We start from the raw sequence: 17,522 nt of genomic DNA on the forward strand, positions 1-17,522 counted from the left end.
TCATTTCCAACGCGATTAACAGAACGGAAGAGTCAGCATTGCAACAAAAGGGAGAGAATTTTTATGCGTTTATCTTTAATTTGTTATACCTTAATCATGGCCGGTGTGACCTATCTTCTGCGGGCAGCGCCCATTCTTATTTTTCAAAAAAAGATTGAAAATGCCTTCATTCAAAGCTTCCTGTTTTATGTTCCCTATGCGGTACTGGCGGCGATGACTTTCCCAGCGATTTTGATGAGTACACGCAGCGGGCTGAGTGCGGCGGCAGGTCTGTTGATCGCTCTGATCTTAGGCTGGCGTGGCAAAGGCCTGTTAACGGTGGCACTGGCAGCCTGTGCTGCGGTGTATCTTGTTGAACTGATTATCTTATAAAAATAAAAGTGATCTATTGTTAAAGAAGGTGATAGGATGCTCATGCTCTGTTCTAACGGTCTGACCTGCAGAGCACTCCGGGATCAGGTGCGTCAGGAACCCCATAAACTGCACAAAGAAAAACCGCGGGCAGCTTTGATCGTTACTTCTGATCCAATTTATAAAGAAAAAAACTATCATGTTGCGCGCTGCCTTCAGGAATTGGAAAGTCTGGGTTTCAGCGTGGATCTGTATGATTTTGATTATCAACGTGCTGAGATGCTTCTGGCCTATGATTGTGCCGAACTGATCGGTGGTAATCCTTATACTTTGCTTCAATCTCTGCGCAAAAGTCAGGCTCAGCCTATACTTAAAGAATTAGCGAAGCATCATATTTTGATTGGCTGGAGTGCAGGGGCACTGGTTTTAGGACCAACAATCGACTTGATTGAACAATATTTCCCTGAGATGAACACGCTTAATCTTACGGATTTGACAGGAATGAATTTGACAAGCAGACAGATATTACCTCATTATCATCAATTTTTAAACCGTGATCCACAATATGAAATACTTTGTCAAGCCTACGAGCAGGATCATCACTGTGAAATTATCCGGCTTAGTGACGGTGAAGGGATCATTATCGATTCAGAAAATGACTCTTTCATACGGATTCAATGACTTTTATGGAATTTAGAATTTTCATTATTCTGACAATAATACTTCTTTCATTTTCAACATAAAAAGAAAACCACGATGCGATCCGGTATGATCAAAACGTGGTTTTTGCTTTATGGGAGAAAAGCCTGGGATTTGGCCTTATCGAATACAGCGTGAATTTCAGAGAACTTTATTCCTTGAACTCCGGTGGATTTTTACGGGCTGGATCGAAGTGCTGACCATCTCCGGACAGATCAAAATAAATTCGGGAATCGGACGTGACGCCCCAGTCCTTTTGCGAACCGCTGTCCACAATCCGATTAAAGGCCTGACGGAACATCGTGTTGTGCGCTTCCTCGCGGTTCAGCAGAAAGTCAATGACTTCGCGGACGCCTTCATCCTCAATCTGACGGTACAGATACTGATACACAACTTTTGCCCGCTGCTCGGCCGCAATATCGGAAAGCAAATCGGCCGCCAGATCGCCGGTTTCATTGACATACGCCGCTGTCCACAAATAGCCTGAAGCATTCGCCAGCAGCGGTGTTAAACCAGTCAGCACATGCGCTTCCATGCCTCCGACAGTAGCATCCTTAGCGTTGAGCTGATCACCGTTAAGCTGATTGATCATCTCGGCGACGATTTCCATGTGACATAATTCTTCGGCTGCAATATCAAGAAATAAATCTTTGATTTCCTTATCCTGAATCCGCAGGCTCTGAGCAAAATACTGCATAGCCGCTTTCATTTCCCCCTGCGGACCGCCTAACTGTTCCTGCAGCAACGCAGCATAGGTTGGGTTGGGTTTCTTCACTTTGACCGGATGCAGCAGCTTTTTCTGATGTTTAAACATGATGTTTCCTCCTTCGTTATTTTTGAACTTTGTTCGTTTGGTATTAGGATGAACCGAATTGAGAAAAATCAAACGTGAAAAATCAAAAATAAGAAAAACCGCGGGTCAGGAACAACATCTGCCGCGGTGCTCAGAAAAAAATAAACGATAAGAAAAACGCCTAAACCACAACCGTCATGGTTTCAGGATTGACCGGATGGGCGTCCGGCTGCTGCGCCGGGGTACCAATAACCAGCGATCCCACGCAGAAATAATTCTCCGGGACGCCTAAGGATCGGGATAGACCGGCAAATTGCGGATGGTTAAAAACATGCCGGCTGTAATCAATCCAGCAGGAACCCAAGCCCAGCGCCTGGGCTGCCAGCATCATGTTGCCCATCGCCAGCGCTGCGTCCGTGATCGGCGAATACGCCTTCTTATCGGCAAACACAACGATTAACAAAGGTGCATTATAATACGGATCTTCCTCTACATTCAGCAGCGAAGCTAGCTCTTCGATCATCTCCTTGCGCTGGATTGCGACAAAATACCAGGGCTGCTGATTCATCGCACTCGGCGCTGCCTGCCCTGCTTTCATCAAAATATCCAGCTGTTCGCGGCTGACCGGCTGTTCCGTATAGCTGCGAATGCTGCGGCGGTTAAAAATGGCGTCTAAAACTTCACTCATCCTTGGATCTCCTTTCGGCTTTTATCTGATTTCTGCTGATTCAGCCCACGCTTTCCGCCTGGGACTGTAACAAAAATCATTGAAACAGAATTCACAGAAGCCGCCGGCAGTCTAATAAGTCAGAATCTGCGGGCCATCCTCCGTGATCAAAATCGTATGTTCCCATTGTGCAGACGGTTTGCCATCCTGGGTGTAGATCGTCCAGCCATTGTAGCGATCCATCTCGACGCGGGCGCTGCCCATGTTGATCATCGGTTCAACCGTCATAACCATCCCCGGCACCAGCAGCATCCCGGTATTTTTCTTGCCGATATGGGAAACAAACGGATCGTCATGGAATTTCAAACCGACGCCATGACCGCCCAATTCGCGGACAACCGAGTAGCCGCAGCTCTCTGCATAACTTTGGACGGCCGCCCCGATATCACCGACAAAATGCCAGGCCTGTGCAGCGGCAATACCGCGGTTCAGGCATTCCTTCGTTTCTTCAACCAGACGACGATTTTCATCGCTGACCTCACCGATCATAAACATCCGCGAAGCATCGGAATAAAATCCATTGTAAATCGTCGATACATCCACGTTGACGATGTCGCCGGCTTTCAACTTGCGGCGATGACTCGGAATCCCATGGCAGACCTCATTGTTGACGGAGGTGCAGACACTTTTTGGGTATCCCTCATAATTCAGCGGGGCGCAGATCGCTCCTCGTGCGGTGGTCGTGTCATAGACAATTTTATCAATTTCCTCAGTGCTCATGCCCTCACAGATTGCGGCGGCCACCGCATCCAGCACTGCCGTGTTAATATCAGCACTGGCTTGTATGCCGGCAATCTCCGCCGGAGTTCGGATCAGACTGTGAGAGGGGACGATGTGACCGCGCTTTTTATAATACGCAATTTTCTGATCCAGCGGCTGGTGGCACTCACTGTATAGATGACCACTGCCGCACCAGCATGGATCTTGGGGTTTAAGATGAATTCGTTTCATACTTCGCCTACTTTCTATAAAATGATCTGATCATTAATCACTAAGGAAAAAGTCAGACCTAACTTTTCCGCCGCTTTGCGGCACAGCAGCATCCGCTGCATAAAGATTTCAAAATAATCCATCACGGCAGAAATCTGCGTGTCGATTTTCAAATCCAGCACAATCTTTTTGCGATCCGGTGTGATTTCTGTGCGCGACTGATGCACAGCATAATTGACCCGGTCGTGAATATCAAAGGTGGCAAAATCACGATTGCGGACACGCGTGCGGCGGACATCGGTTTTGTCTGCCAGAATCAAGGCCGCAGCAATCGGATTAACGGGGTAGGCAGTGCTTTCATCATGATTGCCGATGGCGCTGATTATCGTTGAGATTTCCTCAGCTTCCGCTCCCAGCTTGTCAAGAATCCGAAAAGCCATAACCGCTCCGCTCTGCGCATGATCGACACGGTTAATCACGTTGCCGATATCGTGCAGCCAACCGGCAATTTCCGCCAGTTCCACCTCTCTTTGACTATATCCCAATGTCAAAAGGATTTCCCGCGCTTCTTTCGCGACCTTGCCGACATGCGCAAAACTGTGCTCAGTATAGCCCAGCGCCGCCAAAGCTTCATCCGCTTTCTGAATGTACGTTCTGACCTGGGGATTATTTCTGACCTCTTCAACGGTGATCATCGCGTTCCTCCTTTTCCGTCCTTTGCAGGATTTCCTTCTCTGCCTTTACTATGGACCAATACCGGCATTCTAATCGGCCTGCTGGATCAGCACGCCCTCCTGCGGCATGGATCTGTGGGTACTGTAAAACCGCTGGATCGCCAGGATCATGGCTTCGCTGTCCTCGACTCCGGCAGTTTCATTGCAGGAATGCATCGCCAGCTGAGCTAATCCGATATCGACGGAAGCGATGCTGACCTGAGAAGTGCTGATGCTGCCCAGCGTACCGCCGCCTTTTAAATCAGAACGATTGGTGAAATATTGCGTTTTCACTCCAACTTCAGCGCAAAGCTCCTTGAATAAAGCCGCGCTGATCGCGTCCGAGGTATAACTCTGATTAGCATTGTATTTGATCACGATGCCCTGATTCAGATAAACACGATTAGTCGGATCGGATTTCTCTGGAACATTGGGATGCACGGCATGCGCGTTATCCGCAGAAATCATCAGCGACGAAGCCAGCGCCCGCTGCAGATCCTCCTCCGTCAATGCCATTGCCTGCGTTATTCGGCGCAAGGTATCGATCAAAAAGGTCGAAGCCGCGCCCTGGCGTGTCCGGCTGCCGACTTCCTCATTGTCAAAGCAGCAGTAGACATTCAATGAACGGCGGCTGCGGCCCTGCAGAAAGCCCTGCAGCGTCGTATACGCACACTGCAGATCATCCAGATGCGGACTGGAGATAAACTCTTTGTTCTTGCCCCAGACATAGCCTTTCTGCAAGCAGGTTAAGTACAGATCAAAACTGAGTACCGCCTCCGGTGCGACCTTGAGCTCTTCTGCCAGCAGCGTCTTGATATCAAACGGCTCCTGACCCAAGCCCAGTAATGGAAGCATATCTTTTTGAGCATTGTAGCTGGCGTTGGTATTGGCTTCACGGTTCATGTGAATCGCCAAAGAGGGAATCGTCAGCAGCGGACGGTCAATGTTCAAATACCGGCTGACAATCTTCTCTCCATCCCGCACGATCACCCGGCCAGCTAAGGACAGCGGGCGATCCATCCAGGTGCTGCACAGCATTCCGCCATAACCTTCGGTGTTCAGCTTCAGATAACCGTTTTCCTGAATCACGGCGTTGGGCTTAAGCTTGAAAGTCGGCGCATCACTGTGGGACGCTGCGATATTGAAACTGAGATCTTCTGTTGTTTCTGGCATTTGCCAGGCCAGCAGACTGGAATGATTGCGGATCGTAAAATACCGTCCGCCGGGCGTCAGCGACCAGCGGGCACTCTCAATCTGTTCTTCATATCCAGCCTGGATCAGCCGTTCACGCAGCTGATCGACGGCCTGAAAACAGGTGGGGCTGGCTGCGATAAAATCAAGCATGTCTTGAATTTGTGTGTTTGTCATTTCTTCACCTCATTAAAATTGATCCGGAAAATCCGGGGTTTTTAACCAACAAAACTTAGCCGCAGAAAACTGCGTCATCTCAATTATACTCATTTTCATGCCAAGCGACACATAAAAACATGAATTCCCGGCAGATTTCCCTGTTAAAACAGCGCAAATCGGACAGAATGACTATCAGAATCATAAGTCATTGAAGGAGGAAACAACATGACCATCCAAACCACTCTGCCCCGGATCAATGAACTGGGGTACTATGAAATGCGGCTGGAAAGCATCGGCGGCCTGGGCGCAAATCTGTGCGGCAAACTGTTGGGCGAGCTGGGGGCTGTTCAGCTGGGCCTGAATGCGGCCAGTTTTTCCAGTTATGGCTCGGAAAAACGCGGCTCTCCGGTGAAAGCCTTTATTCGTTACAGTGCGCCGACTCAAGAAATCCGCATCAATTCCCCCGTCCGGCATCCCGACTGTCTGGCCTTATTTCATGAAGCCATGGCAGGAAAGCTGCCGGTTAACGCCGGGGTACAGCGGCATTGCCGGGTTGTCATCAATACGGCGTTGGACGGAGCCGCAATCCGGGATCGGATGCAGCTGTCAGCGCGTGATATCTACTGTGTTGATGCCCTGACTCTGGCGCTGCAGTCGAAGTCGCGTGTGAACATGGTCATGCTTGGGGCGATTGCCCGCGCCACTGGCTTTATACCGTTAGAGGTCGCAAAGCAGGCAGTGATCGCGACACTGGGCAGCAAAGCACCGGAGCTGTTGGGCGCTAACTTAGAGGGTGTGCAGCGCGGCTATGATGAAGTTCAGCTCTATCATTTTGATGATGAACGCTATCCGGAAATTCCATTTGACAGCGAAAGTGAAGGCTGGGGCTGGAAAACCGCTCCGATCGGCGGGGTTAACCCGATCAGCGGCAGTTCTGTACGCAATGATCTCTCTGCCAGCCGTGAAGGTTATCTGCCGCTGTTTGAGCCGGAAAAGTGCATTCATTGCGGCCTGTGCGATTCCACCTGTCCGGATATGGTATTTCAATTCTTTCCTGGGGAACTGAAAGGCCGGAAAACGATGCTCAACCGCGGACTTGACTATCGTTTCTGCAAAGGCTGTCTGCGCTGCGTTGACATCTGCCCGACTCATGCCTTAACCCGCGGAGTTGAGAAAGAACATCCGCATCCAGACTATTTCACTCCGGTTCGCGATCTGTTAACACCCGATCTGCAGCAGACCCATGTCGGCGCCAACAGCTGGGTTACCAGTGAATCACCGAATGAAGAAATTTTGAAAAAGGGAGGAAATGTGTGATGAAAAAACAGATCAGCCTGTATGAAAGCGGCAATGAACTGGCTGCGGTTGCCGCCAAACAGATCAACTATCATGTCATGGGTTACTATCCGATTACCCCTTCAACCCAGATCGCTGAAAATCTTGATCTAATGAAAGCTCAAGGACTGCACGATATTTCCCTGATTGCTGCCGAAGGCGAACACAGCGCGGCTGGAATCTGTTACGGCGCCAGCACCGGCGGCGGCCGGGTTTTCAATGCCACCAGCGCCAACGGTTTGCTTTATGCCCTGGAACAGCTGCCAGTTCAATCCGGCACTCGCTTTCCGATGGTGATGAATGTTGCCTGCCGGACGGTATCCGGCCCCCTGTCCATCAAAGGCGATCACAGCGATATTATGATGATGCTGAACTGCGGCTGGATCATCCTGTTCGCCAACAGCGTGCAAATGGTATACGATTACAACCTGATCGGACTCAAGCTGGCTGAAACTGTCAATCTGCCGGTTGCGGTCGCCTTTGACGGTTTCTTTACCAGCCACCAAAAACGCCGCTGCATGATTTTTGAGAAGGATCAGGACGTTCAGGACTACATCGGACCCGTGAAAAAACGTACGGATATCCTCGATACCGAACATCCGGTAACCATTGGTTCCTATATGAACGAGCCGGATTTAATCAATAATAAGTATCAGCTGCATGAAGCAATGGAACAAGTGTTCAATGAGATTGAGCCGCTGTTTGAAGAATTTAAAGAATTGAGCGGACGGCCGCAGCACCTTGTGGAAACTTATCGGGCGGAGGAAGCCAAAGTGGTCATCTTTGCGCTGGGCTCGACTTATCACACATTAAAAGAAGCTGTCGATCAGCTGCGGAAAGAAGAAATTGAAGTCGGCGCTGTCACACTGACGATGATCCGCCCGTTTCCCAAAGCTCAGCTGATTGAAAAGATCGCCCATGCTGAAACCTTAATTGTCTTAGATCGGCAGGACAGCTATGGTGCCCAGGGCGGCAACATGTCACTGGAAATCCGTGCGGCTCTGCAGGAGGCGAAACTGGATTGCGAGGTCTATACACGAATCTATGGTTTGGGCGGCAAAGACTTCTACTATGAGGAAGCTGTAAAACTGGTGAAGGATTGTCTTGGGCAGGATCTGCCGCGATTTGATTACCTGCAGATAAGCGAAGGTCAGCCTGTTTCCAATCCGGAATACTTTAAACCGCTGACGGCGGAGGATACAGAGTTAGGGCTCACCCAATGCCGGCTTAATGATCAAGGCCAGCTGCAGGTGCAAGGCGGTCAGATCGCTGCGACGACCGCGATGCCGAAGCGGCTTGCGCCGGGGCATGGAGCCTGTCCGGGATGCGGAATCCCAGTCAATGTCAATTTACTGCTTCGGGGGATTGAGGGCGTGGTTGTCCTGTTATTTCAGACGGGGTGCGGAATGGTTGTTACGACTTCTTACCCAAAAACTTCATTTAAAGTTCCCTACCTTCATAACTTATTTCAGAATGGCGCGGCTACGGTTGCAGGCCTGGCGGAAATGTTTCATCAGCGGCAGAAGCGCGGAGAATTGCCTGAGGGGGATATCACATTCATCATGATCAGCGGTGATGGAGGGATGGATATCGGTTTGGGTTCAGCTATTGGTGCAGCCCTGCGCAACGATGCATTCATTTTGATGGAATATGATAACGGCGGATATATGAATACAGGGTATCAGCTTTCTTATTCGACCCCGATGGGAGCGCGGAGTTCCACCTCGCACATCGGCAAAACTCAGTATGGAAAGACCTTTGTCAACAAAGACACGCCGCAGATTATGGCAGCCGCAGGGGCTCAGTATGTAGCGACGGTGGCAGAATCCCAGCCGGCAGACTTTTTAAAAAAGGCGGCAAAAGCTCAGTATTATGCAAAGAATAAAGGCTTTGTTTATCTGAAAGCTCTATCAGCCTGTCCGTTAAACTGGGCAGATGTCCCGAGTCAGGAACGGAAGGTGATTCAGGCTGCCGTTGACTGCGGATATTTCCCGCTTTATGAAATTGAGGAGGGGATCACGTTGATTAACTACAATCCGGAAAAGAACGGAAAACAGATTCCAGCAATCGACTGGCTGAAGATGATGGGACGGACGCGGCATTTAGGAAAGCCGGAATATGCGGAAGTCGTTGGGCATATCCAGAAAGAAATTGACAAACGTTGGACACGTTTGAAAGCGCGGGCCGAAAGTGATGTTTTGTAACTGAGAAGTTTCCTGATTTCATTCTTTTCTCCAGCATAAAGAAAACGCAGTTCTCTTCCCTTTCATAGTTCTTGTGTTAGAGAGGAAAAACTGCGTTTTTATATACGGCTTAGAAAATTTTACTGTTAGAGGTACTGCCGAAACCACCATTTCGCAGCTGATCGACTTCATCATCTACCGTGATGCCGTATTCTACAAAGATTCCCTGCATAAAGCCTTCCCCCTGAGTAAGCGATAGTTGTTTTTCTTCACGGGAATCATTGAGCAGCTTGCAGAAAATATGGCCTTCATTGTCGGAATCATAGTAGTCGGAATCAATAATTCCCACGGTGTTGTTAAACTGCAGCCGATATTTAAAACCCAGACCGCTGCGCGGATAGCATTTTAAGACCCATCCGGCTGCGATCTGAACCCGAATACCGGTTGGTATTTTGATAGATTCTCCTGGTTTGAGGATAAAACTCTGGGGGGCAAAGAAATCATAACCAGCGGAACCGATGGTTGCCCGCTTTGGCAGCTGAAGCTGATCATAGATCTGAATGGCTTCCGCTTGTGTCGCTGTTGTAAACGTATCAAGCCAATCCTGAACAAATTGTTTTTTACTTACTTTTTCAAATTTTGCGATTTTCTGCATGGAATTTATTCCTTTCTTCAACATGTCTGACCTGAATTGTACCTATTGTAAAGAAAAGGATCGGCTTTTGTCAACTCCAGGACTTAACCGATCCTTGCACACTTTGAGATCCCCCTTATCTCAAAGATTATTATTGGGTTCAAACCTCACAGCGTGATTGAGATAAGGGCACGCAAAAACCCGTCCTGACACAGAACATATAGTTTGCCAGGCTATCCAGTCACAGGACTGGATTCAGGTGCATGAACAATATTCATCGCACCGACGATATCGCGATGACAGTGGAAGCCGCAGACACATCGATAAAAACGCTTGTCAGGGGTATTGAGTCTGCCGCAGCGCGGACATCGTTTGGATGTATAGCGAGGATCAACAAAAACTAAACGGAGTCCTTCGCGCTGTGCTTTATAACGGACGTTGTCAATCAAACGGTAATATGACCACTGGTTCAGCTCCCGCTTATCTCTGGATTGTTTCATTTCTCGTTTGCCAATTCCGTGAAGCTGCTCTACACAGAGCACGCCAACATTCTGATCGACTGCAAACTGAACAATCTGAGAGCTGATGAGATGACATTGCGTAATCATCCAGCGGTAAAGACCATGATTCAATTCTTTAATTTTTGAATAGTCTTCCTTTTTTTGAAGTTCTGTAAGTTTTGCATAAAAAGCATTGCGGCGAAAACGGGACTCTCGTCCATTTCCGAAAAAGTGGATTTTTCCATCTTCTGTGAAGGCAACCGCAGGAACTTTAATTCCCAGATCAATGCCCATTCTTTTTGTCGATATGGATTGCGGTTTTTCCGGCACTTTAACATTAAGTTCAGCAGCCCACCATTGTTTGTAGGGATGAATGGTCAGTTTGCCTAATTCCATGCTGAGAAAACGTTGTTGATATGGCTCGGCCATGATTGGTAATTTCAGCGTGTCACCGATACCGAAGCGGCCGCCAACCTGAATTTCTAATTCATTATCCACAATTTTGAAGTTTGGCTGATGCCAGCAGCATTGCGATGTTTTCAATCTCAGTTTTAGATTGTTAAATTTTTGAACATGTTTGAAGATTTGCTTTGCATCCTGAACGACCATTGCACGACTCCAGAAAGGGATGAAAGTGCAGAAGTCGCCATAGGATACATAAACAGGATGTTTGTTTTTGATATAAAGCTGAAGTAAGTTGTTAACCTCATTTTGATAGGCCTTTGCCATAATTGTAAGAATTCTTGATGTATTTTCATCAGTTTTTAATAAGATCCGACAAGTAAGATAAATATTGTCACCTCCTCAGAGTTATTATTCCCTACACTTATAATATTGCGCATTTTTGAAAAAAGCCCCACAAAAAAAATAAAAATTTTTTAAATGCTTCCAACTGCTTTGAAATTTACAGAATTTCGGATCCTTCTCAAGTCCGGCAGAAGCGTCCGATTTGGACAATCTCTACTTTTTTTGTTTTTTTCAAATTTTTTTAAAAAAAGACTTGTCAAATGTACTTCTTCATGATAGTATATAAAAGCGCTGTGAGTTACCAAGTGAAGAAGTACTCAAGAGGCTGAAGAGGTGCCCCTGCTAAGGGCATAGGTCGCGAAAGCGGCGCGCGGGTTCAAATCCCGCCTTCTTCGCCACATTACAGTGCGCGCGCCGAAACAACGATATTGGTCTGGTGGTGTAGTGGTTAACATGCCTCCCTGTCACGGAGGAGATCGCGGGTTCAAGTCCCGTCCGGACCGCCATTATCGCAGGTGTAGTTCAATGGTAGAACGCAACCTTGCCATGGTTGACACGAGGGTTCGATTCCCTTCACCTGCTCCATTGCGATATCAATGACCTTGATTCAATCAAGGTCATTTTTTATACTTTCCGCTCCCTGTTTCGCAATCCCCAATTACAAAAGTCTCCGGGCCTCTCTCCCTGTTCCAAATTCATGGCAAGGTCAGCGGCTTTGACTGTCATCCCCCCTGCTTTTGGCTTCAGACTCTATCTTGGTCCTTTCCCCGCACTCCCCCGCGTTCCACCAGCCCTCTGTTCCGAATTCGCGACCTAAGCCCATCGCAAGACAAACCCGCAGCCGCAGCAGAAGATAACTAAACGTGCAATTTAAAATAAAAAGGCCGCTGTAACATGGCGGTCTTTCCTTTACATGAGCTCTAGCCCCAGACTGACGCACAAAGCTTCGTCTATCGCCTGTAAGGTCTTTCGATCTAATGTGCAAACCCATTGTCCTAATCGCTGCTTATCAATCGTCCGAATCTGTTCCAGCAGTACGATCGACGCCTTTTCTAAGGAATCGGCCGGCAGAATTACATGAGTCGGAATCGGCGGTTTAGTCAGCCGGCTGGATATCGGCGCCACAATCAAAGTTGGCGAAAATCGATTTCCTTTGTCATTTTGAATAACCACCACCGGCCGCAATCCGCCCTGTTCACTTCCGATACTCCCCGCCAGGTCCGCATAATACACATCCCCTCGGCGCACCATCATTATTTCATGACCGATACTTGCATGCTTTCCACAACCTGCATCATCTCCTGCGGCGTCAGATCGTTGGAGTATACAGAATATTCAACCTGACTGTTGGTAATTGTAAGCCGATTTCCGTCATAATATCCGACCAACCCCAAACCTTCGATCAGATCGCCGTTCACTTCCGTGACAGTCAGTTCTTGACTAGGCGCTCTTTCTGTCTGTACAACCGTGAAATCCCGATCACCGCTGAATTCCAGAATGTGCTGAGGCTGACCGTTGACTGAGGAGACCGTTGATGCGACTAGCTTGGAATCAAAAACTGTCATTGGATACAGCGGCAATTCAATCAGTCCAGTGTAGCTGCTGGTCGGTGTTTCAATCGAGTTCTTCGGCGTATCAAAATAGCCAGCTTCAAAGCCTTCATTATAACTGACCGCCGTAAATTCCATGGTTAATGCCGGAGCGTTGTTTGCATCATAGGCAATCAGATATAATGGCTTCGTGTCTTTGTTGAACTTGATTTCCTGGCGGACGAGCTGAGCGGCACTTGGATATTTAGCCTCGGCGCTGATCAGAATCCCATCCTTTTCTTTTTTCGTTTGATGGTCATTCTTCAGGACTTCCATCATCGTCTGAAGCAGATAAGGCTTCGGCGAGTTCATCGGCCATTCGCCTTGGAACTTAAAAACCTGGTTCAATGAAGGAGTAACAACAAAGACACCTTCTTTATTCTTAAGAATAATCTGTTCCTGGTTCAGCGACTTATCGATCATACTGACCTTAAAGTACTCGTCTTCGCCCTCCTTCATCCATGAGGATGTAATCGCGTAGTTCTTGAATTCTTCGCCGCTGGAAATTTCCATATTCCCTTCCAGCTTGTAGCTGGTCAGCTTCTGCATGGTTTTGTCCGCCTTCTTCTCAAATGAGCTGGGTTTCAGCACAAGAAATAACGCGACAACCAACAAAAGGACCCCAACGATCACTGCGACTTTCTTCTTCATAATTCCACCTTTCCTTTTCAACACAAGGTATGCGCTTTTGTGTCGGTTCATGCATAAATCCGCAAAGGTTCGCTATTCTGTAATAGGAGGAATTGTGTATGAAACGAATTCTCAATCTAGCTCTATTCCTGTCCATTATTGCCTGTCTGTTATACGGCCTGGACGGAATCTTTAATCTGGATCTGATCGCCAGTCTTTCGCTGCACTCACCCAGTCTTGCCGTGATGGTAAAGGTTATATTTGCCGCCTGCGGAATGATCAATATTTTATGGTTCTCCGCAGATAGAGATTAAGTTTCTACTTTCTTTTTTTCTGATTGAAAGCGACAGCCGCCTGATTCAGATTTTTTATCCGGCATATAACTGACCGAAGAATAAAGCATCACAACCAGTCTCATTAAAGAAAGTGATGTTAATGTTTGAGGTAAAAGAAAAGAGCGCCGGGAAACGCTCTGCCATTTGTTTAGTGTTTCAATCCACGATCATTGAACAGAGTACGATCCCATCCTTCAATGCGTTGATTGACTTCATGTCCGTGGGGGGATACCAATTTCTCTTTACCCGCCACTGCCATTCATTTTGTTTTTGTGATTCCTCTTTCCACTGATCGAGGTGGAAGAATCCTCACTGATTCTTATTGAATCGTAAAACCGGCTTCCCGGATCGCAGTTTTTGCGGCGTACACCAAATCGTTAGAGCCCTCGATGACCACGGCACCGCTTTCCAGCGCAACTTTATATTCTACGCGAGTATCATCCAGAGCCGCTCGAATGCGGTCTGCCTGATCCTCGGTTTTCATGTCCCGGACAAAAATGATCGTTTTCATTTCTCGGCCTCCTGTTCTGCGTGTTCATTATAGCGAGTTTCCGGATCCTTGCCAAGATGGATGTTGAAAGTTTCAGGAATTCTTCAGTTGGGCTGCCGTTGAAATCTGTCTGGCAATGGCAGCGATTTGACAGGCTTGCAGCGGATCTGAGGTCAGCCGCAGATGCCACTGTCTATCATTCTTCCCCTTTTGTATTTGATCAATCAATATTCGTGTTTCCTGACGGGCATTCTGGAAATGATCCAGTATTTTCTCAGACGCAAGCACTAAGGAATGGTCCGGCTGCTGCAATAATCTGCAAAGCTGCTCAGCAGTAAGGGATCGATTCAGGATAAGGATCAGATCGGCTTCCACATACGACTCCCCTTCCCAGAGCTGAGCCTTTCTTATATTGATCTTTATTTCAGGAAGCAGCCTTTCCAGCTGTGTTTGCAGACAGGAAGCCAACTTCACAGGTTGGTTTTTCAGTTTTTTCTCCTGTCTTTCTGTGCAGACCTCCACTTGCGTCAAAATCGACAGCTGGATCAAAGGCTGCAGCGCCGTCGCAATCATCCAAACTTCCGGCAGTGGTAGTTGGATCTGCCGCAAGGGCCCGTTTTCCAGTCCTAACTGACAAGGCAGATTTTCCGTGTACTGCGCACTCACCAGTTTAGCCTTCCCGTGTTTGTATTGTTGAATTATTTTGTCATTGTCGCTGCAGGGCGGCAAAATCACAATCAGTTCAGCCCGCTCAAAAAGTATCCGGTTCAACGGTTGAGGCCGGATCTCTCCTTCCGCCAAGGTTAAAGGCCTTAACCCTTTCTGACTGCTTGCCCAATTCAAACTGCACGGACATCCCAATACCGTGCATGCATCAATCAGCCGGCTAAGCTGCGCCGGCTTATCCGTAACCACTAATGTTCGCAGTCTTCGCATAGCTGAATCCAAGTTCCCTTTCCAACCTGCAGCGAGGAGCCCACCCAGACACGCAATCGGTGTTCACGGGCAAACAGAATACTCTGCCGCTGCATTACGCGGGCTCCGGCATCAATCATGTGCAGCATCTGATCGTAATCAACCTTGTCCCAATGTCGCGCTTCGGGATTAAGTTTAGGATCCGCATCATAAATTCCGCTGACGTCCGTTAAGATATAGACATCCTTCAGACCTAATGCTTGGGCCAGAAGCATCGCCGTATAATCACTGCCGCCTCGTCCCAGCGTCGTGATTTCATGATCGAGTGTGATCCCCTGATAGCCTGGAACAATCAGACAATCGCAGTGATCGAGCTTTTCCAGCAGCTTCCCCGTCGTGACCGTCAGCACTTCCGCTTCACCATAGTGATCATTAGTGATGATCCCCAATTCCTGCGTACTGAGCGTATCGCTGAGAATTCCATTCTGCCGGCACAGAGAATTGATGACCAACGTGCTAATCATCTCCCCTGCCGAAACCAGCCGATCGCGCTGCTGAGGGGTCAGATATTTAGCCAGGGACATCAGTGTATCCGTCGCATAGGGATCGGGATAGCGCCCCATCGCAGAAACCACTGCAATCACTTTCATTTCCGGAATCAGACGACGGATCAGGCGAACAGCTCGATTGCGGGCAGCTTCCTCTTTCAGCGAGGTTCCCCCAAACTTAATAACACAGATTTCCATAATCCAGCCCCTTTCGTCTTCAACCTAGACTATGAGATGGATCTTCAGGGGACCGGGAACTTGCCCAAATGGAACAAAAAGAAAAACCGGTTTTGAGTTTCCCGGTTCTTGCTTATCAATTTAAGGATTTGATTATTCTGCAGCTTCCAAAGCAATTTCCATCATCTTGGTGAAGGATGTCTGACGCTGCTCTGGGGTTGTCACTTCCGAGGTCACGAATGAATCGGATACCGTGATCAAACAGGCTGCGTTTTTGCCTAAGACCTGAGCATTGTGGAACAGCGCAAAGCTCTCCATTTCAACAGCCAGACAGTGATGAACCTCCGTCAGTTCCTGAATGTAATCGTTGCCGCCTTCGCGATAAAAAACGTCGCTGGAGTGGATGCAGCCGATATGCAGCGGCATTCCCAGTTTTTCTGCCGCATCTTTGATCCGCTGGTTCAGCGTCTGCGATGGATAGGTTTTATCCTGATCATAGCCGCTCTGTACTTTAGCATAACTGGATTCACTGTAGGCACTGTCCGCCAGGACGACATCAAAGACCTTCAAATCGGGTGAATAGGCGCCTGCGGAACCGATACGAATGATGTTTTCGACACCGTATTGACTGAACAGCTCATAGGAATAAATTCCAATACTCGGCATTCCCATGCCGCTTCCCATTACTGAAATCGTCTTTCCTTTATAAGTTCCGGTATAGCCGAACATATTGCGGACGGCATTGAACTGGACAGGATTCTCCAGAAATGTTTCAGCAATGAATTTTGCGCGCAGGGGATCCCCCGGCATCAGAACAGTTTTGGCGATCTGCCCTTTTTCGGCACTGTTGTGCGGTGTTGACATAGTTGAGTTCCTCCTTATTTTCCAGAAATATTATACCATGTTTAGACTCAGGAAGCGATGATGAGTTTGTTCAGAAAAAGGAGTCGAACAAGCGTCTGTATTGACATCTGAGTAACGGTTGAGTATGATCAGAACAGAAAGAAGGCGCGTTATGAAAATTTCTGTCTATTCTGATTTTGTCTGTCCATTTTGTTATGTCGGGCTTTACTCCTTATCTCAGGCCATGGCCGATCTCGATGTTGAACTGGATTTCCATCCTTATGAGCTGCGGCGGTTTCCGACTCCCAAAGTTGATCCGATGCATGACGAAAAGCGTCTGAAACGGTTTGATGAAGTGCTGAAACCGATGGCGGAAAACCTGGGCGTGGAAATGAATTTGCCCATGATTTCTCCGCATCCTTATACAACCGATGCCTTTCAGGGTTATTATTTCGCCAAACAGGCTGGAAAAGGGTTGGATTATGTAAAACTGACCTTCGATGTTTTCTTATCAGCAGCAGAAAGATATCGGCAATCCTGTGGTACTGCGGGAAATTATGGATCAGCTGGGATTGGATGGAGCTGCGTTTTTAAAGGCTCTGGAAGCAGGAACTTACCGGTCCGAAGTCGATCGGGATTGGGAAGCCAAGGCGGAACTGGGGATCCAAGGAATTCCGACTTATCGAATCCATGGCGAAGAAATTCGAGGATATCACACACCGCAGGAATGGCGGACAATCATTTTGGATCAGTCTGAGAAAACAATGGCTGGGATGGTCTGTACTTCGGAAGGCTGCGGTCCAGCTGCGGAATAAGTGTTTTGCCTTCTCTTTTCCCACGATCAGCATGATTTTCAATAAACCAAACAAATTCTGAGTTCTTCATAAAACAGCGTTCACAGATTAAACCGAGGGCTGTTTTTTTAAGTATCTTCTGCTCTGCTGTCTAAAAAAAACAAGACTTGTTGTTCCTAGAATTTTTCGAGATAATAAGACTCAGTTCTTTTATCAACAATTTTTACAAAGAACTGCTT

19 protein-coding genes, 3 tRNA genes and 1 pseudogene are annotated in these 17,522 nt (G+C 47.9%); 10 read left to right on the forward strand and 13 right to left on the reverse strand.

Features of this window, described 5'->3' with window-relative positions:
* The first annotated feature begins 63 nt into the window (after positions 1-63).
* Both BN162_RS06550 and BN162_RS06555 read left to right on the forward strand, forming a co-directional pair.
* Entirely contained in the window at positions 64-372 is a 309-nt protein-coding gene (locus BN162_RS06550; RefSeq protein ID WP_020224292.1) for an AzlD domain-containing protein, read from the forward strand.
* 36 nt (positions 373-408) lie between these two features.
* Positions 409-1,032, forward strand: a complete 624-nt coding sequence (locus tag BN162_RS06555; protein WP_020224293.1) for a Type 1 glutamine amidotransferase-like domain-containing protein — start codon at positions 409-411, stop codon at positions 1,030-1,032.
* A 169-nt stretch (positions 1,033-1,201) separates the two neighbouring features.
* On the opposite strand, the gene BN162_RS06560 is transcribed toward BN162_RS06555, so the two are convergent.
* From BN162_RS06560 to BN162_RS06580, 5 genes are all read right to left on the reverse strand, one after another.
* Positions 1,202-1,864 carry a manganese catalase family protein gene (locus BN162_RS06560; protein ID WP_020224294.1) on the reverse strand — a complete coding sequence of 221 codons (663 nt, stop codon included), beginning with the start codon at positions 1,862-1,864 and terminating at the stop codon, positions 1,202-1,204.
* Positions 1,865-2,024: 160 nt separating this feature from the next.
* A complete protein-coding gene (locus BN162_RS06565; protein ID WP_020224295.1) occupies positions 2,025-2,531 on the reverse strand; it encodes a nitroreductase family protein in 507 nt (168 codons plus the stop codon).
* A 111-nt stretch (positions 2,532-2,642) separates the two neighbouring features.
* Complete coding sequence (locus tag BN162_RS06570) at positions 2,643-3,512, reverse strand: methionyl aminopeptidase (RefSeq protein ID WP_425279937.1); 870 nt, start codon at positions 3,510-3,512, stop codon at positions 2,643-2,645.
* Between the two features lie 23 nt (positions 3,513-3,535).
* The gene (locus BN162_RS06575; protein ID WP_020224297.1) at positions 3,536-4,195 is read right to left on the reverse strand and encodes an HD domain-containing protein; all 660 of its coding nucleotides are present in this window, start codon (positions 4,193-4,195) and stop codon (positions 3,536-3,538) included.
* Positions 4,196-4,264: 69 nt separating this feature from the next.
* Positions 4,265-5,581, reverse strand: a complete 1,317-nt coding sequence (locus BN162_RS06580) for a M18 family aminopeptidase (protein WP_020224298.1) — start codon at positions 5,579-5,581, stop codon at positions 4,265-4,267.
* Between the two features lie 207 nt (positions 5,582-5,788).
* Here BN162_RS06580 and BN162_RS06585 point away from each other — a divergent pair, with 207 nt between their 5' ends.
* A complete protein-coding gene (locus BN162_RS06585; protein ID WP_020224299.1) occupies positions 5,789-6,880 on the forward strand; it encodes a 2-oxoacid:acceptor oxidoreductase family protein in 1,092 nt (363 codons plus the stop codon).
* Complete coding sequence (locus BN162_RS06590) at positions 6,880-9,102, forward strand: thiamine pyrophosphate-dependent enzyme (RefSeq protein ID WP_020224300.1); 2,223 nt, start codon at positions 6,880-6,882, stop codon at positions 9,100-9,102. The genes BN162_RS06585 and BN162_RS06590 overlap by 1 nt, the downstream gene beginning before the upstream one ends.
* Positions 9,103-9,211: 109 nt before the next feature.
* On the opposite strand, the gene BN162_RS06595 is transcribed toward BN162_RS06590, so the two are convergent.
* Positions 9,212-9,736, reverse strand: coding sequence for a dUTP diphosphatase (locus tag BN162_RS06595; protein WP_020224301.1), 525 nt, complete (start codon positions 9,734-9,736; stop codon positions 9,212-9,214).
* Between the two features lie 212 nt (positions 9,737-9,948).
* Positions 9,949-10,824, reverse strand: coding sequence for an RNA-guided endonuclease InsQ/TnpB family protein (locus BN162_RS17795; RefSeq protein WP_167539996.1), 876 nt, complete (start codon positions 10,822-10,824; stop codon positions 9,949-9,951).
* Positions 10,825-11,269: 445 nt separating this feature from the next.
* Here BN162_RS17795 and BN162_RS06605 point away from each other — a divergent pair.
* The 3 genes from BN162_RS06605 (at position 11,270) to BN162_RS06615 (ending at position 11,547) form a co-directional block, all read left to right on the forward strand.
* A tRNA-Ser gene (locus BN162_RS06605) sits at positions 11,270-11,360 on the forward strand.
* 32 nt (positions 11,361-11,392) lie between these two features.
* Positions 11,393-11,468: transfer RNA gene (locus BN162_RS06610), tRNA-Asp, on the forward strand.
* A 5-nt stretch (positions 11,469-11,473) separates the two neighbouring features.
* Positions 11,474-11,547 (forward strand) — tRNA-Gly (locus BN162_RS06615).
* Between the two features lie 324 nt (positions 11,548-11,871).
* On the opposite strand, the gene BN162_RS06620 is transcribed toward BN162_RS06615, so the two are convergent.
* Together BN162_RS06620 and BN162_RS06625 are read right to left on the reverse strand one after the other, a co-directional pair.
* A complete protein-coding gene (locus tag BN162_RS06620) occupies positions 11,872-12,213 on the reverse strand; it encodes a type II toxin-antitoxin system PemK/MazF family toxin (RefSeq protein WP_020224303.1) in 342 nt (113 codons plus the stop codon).
* Positions 12,214-12,215: 2 nt separating this feature from the next.
* Complete coding sequence (locus tag BN162_RS06625) at positions 12,216-13,202, reverse strand: LolA family protein (RefSeq protein ID WP_020224304.1); 987 nt, start codon at positions 13,200-13,202, stop codon at positions 12,216-12,218.
* 98 nt (positions 13,203-13,300) lie between these two features.
* Between BN162_RS06625 and BN162_RS06630 the strand changes: the two genes are divergently transcribed.
* Positions 13,301-13,495: a DUF378 domain-containing protein gene (locus BN162_RS06630; protein WP_020224305.1), complete on the forward strand. Its 195-nt coding sequence runs from the start codon at positions 13,301-13,303 to the stop codon at positions 13,493-13,495.
* 340 nt (positions 13,496-13,835) lie between these two features.
* On the opposite strand, the gene BN162_RS06635 is transcribed toward BN162_RS06630, so the two are convergent.
* The 4 genes from BN162_RS06635 to deoD form a co-directional block, all read right to left on the reverse strand.
* Positions 13,836-14,027, reverse strand: a complete 192-nt coding sequence (locus BN162_RS06635) for a hypothetical protein (RefSeq protein WP_020224307.1) — start codon at positions 14,025-14,027, stop codon at positions 13,836-13,838.
* Between the two features lie 72 nt (positions 14,028-14,099).
* Entirely contained in the window at positions 14,100-14,942 is an 843-nt protein-coding gene (locus tag BN162_RS06640; protein WP_147612151.1) for a hypothetical protein, read from the reverse strand.
* Positions 14,921-15,667 carry an amino acid kinase family protein gene (locus tag BN162_RS06645; RefSeq protein WP_020224309.1) on the reverse strand — a complete coding sequence of 249 codons (747 nt, stop codon included), beginning with the start codon at positions 15,665-15,667 and terminating at the stop codon, positions 14,921-14,923. Before BN162_RS06645 ends, BN162_RS06640 begins: the two co-directional genes overlap by 22 nt.
* Positions 15,668-15,799: 132 nt before the next feature.
* Positions 15,800-16,510 carry a purine-nucleoside phosphorylase gene (gene deoD, locus BN162_RS06650; RefSeq protein ID WP_020224310.1) on the reverse strand — a complete coding sequence of 237 codons (711 nt, stop codon included), beginning with the start codon at positions 16,508-16,510 and terminating at the stop codon, positions 15,800-15,802.
* 151 nt (positions 16,511-16,661) lie between these two features.
* On the opposite strand from deoD, the pseudogene BN162_RS19225 reads away from it, so the two are divergent.
* Together BN162_RS19225 and BN162_RS19040 are read left to right on the forward strand one after the other, a co-directional pair.
* Positions 16,662-16,937, forward strand: a pseudogene (locus BN162_RS19225) (DsbA family oxidoreductase); the annotation flags it as partial.
* A 52-nt stretch (positions 16,938-16,989) separates the two neighbouring features.
* Positions 16,990-17,304: a DsbA family oxidoreductase gene (locus BN162_RS19040; RefSeq protein WP_020224311.1), complete on the forward strand. Its 315-nt coding sequence runs from the start codon at positions 16,990-16,992 to the stop codon at positions 17,302-17,304.
* Positions 17,305-17,522: the final 218 nt, after the last annotated feature.

Source organism: Holdemania massiliensis AP2 (genome assembly GCF_000327285.1).
GTDB classification, from domain to species: Bacteria; Bacillota_I; Bacilli_A; order Erysipelotrichales; family Erysipelotrichaceae; genus Holdemania; species Holdemania massiliensis.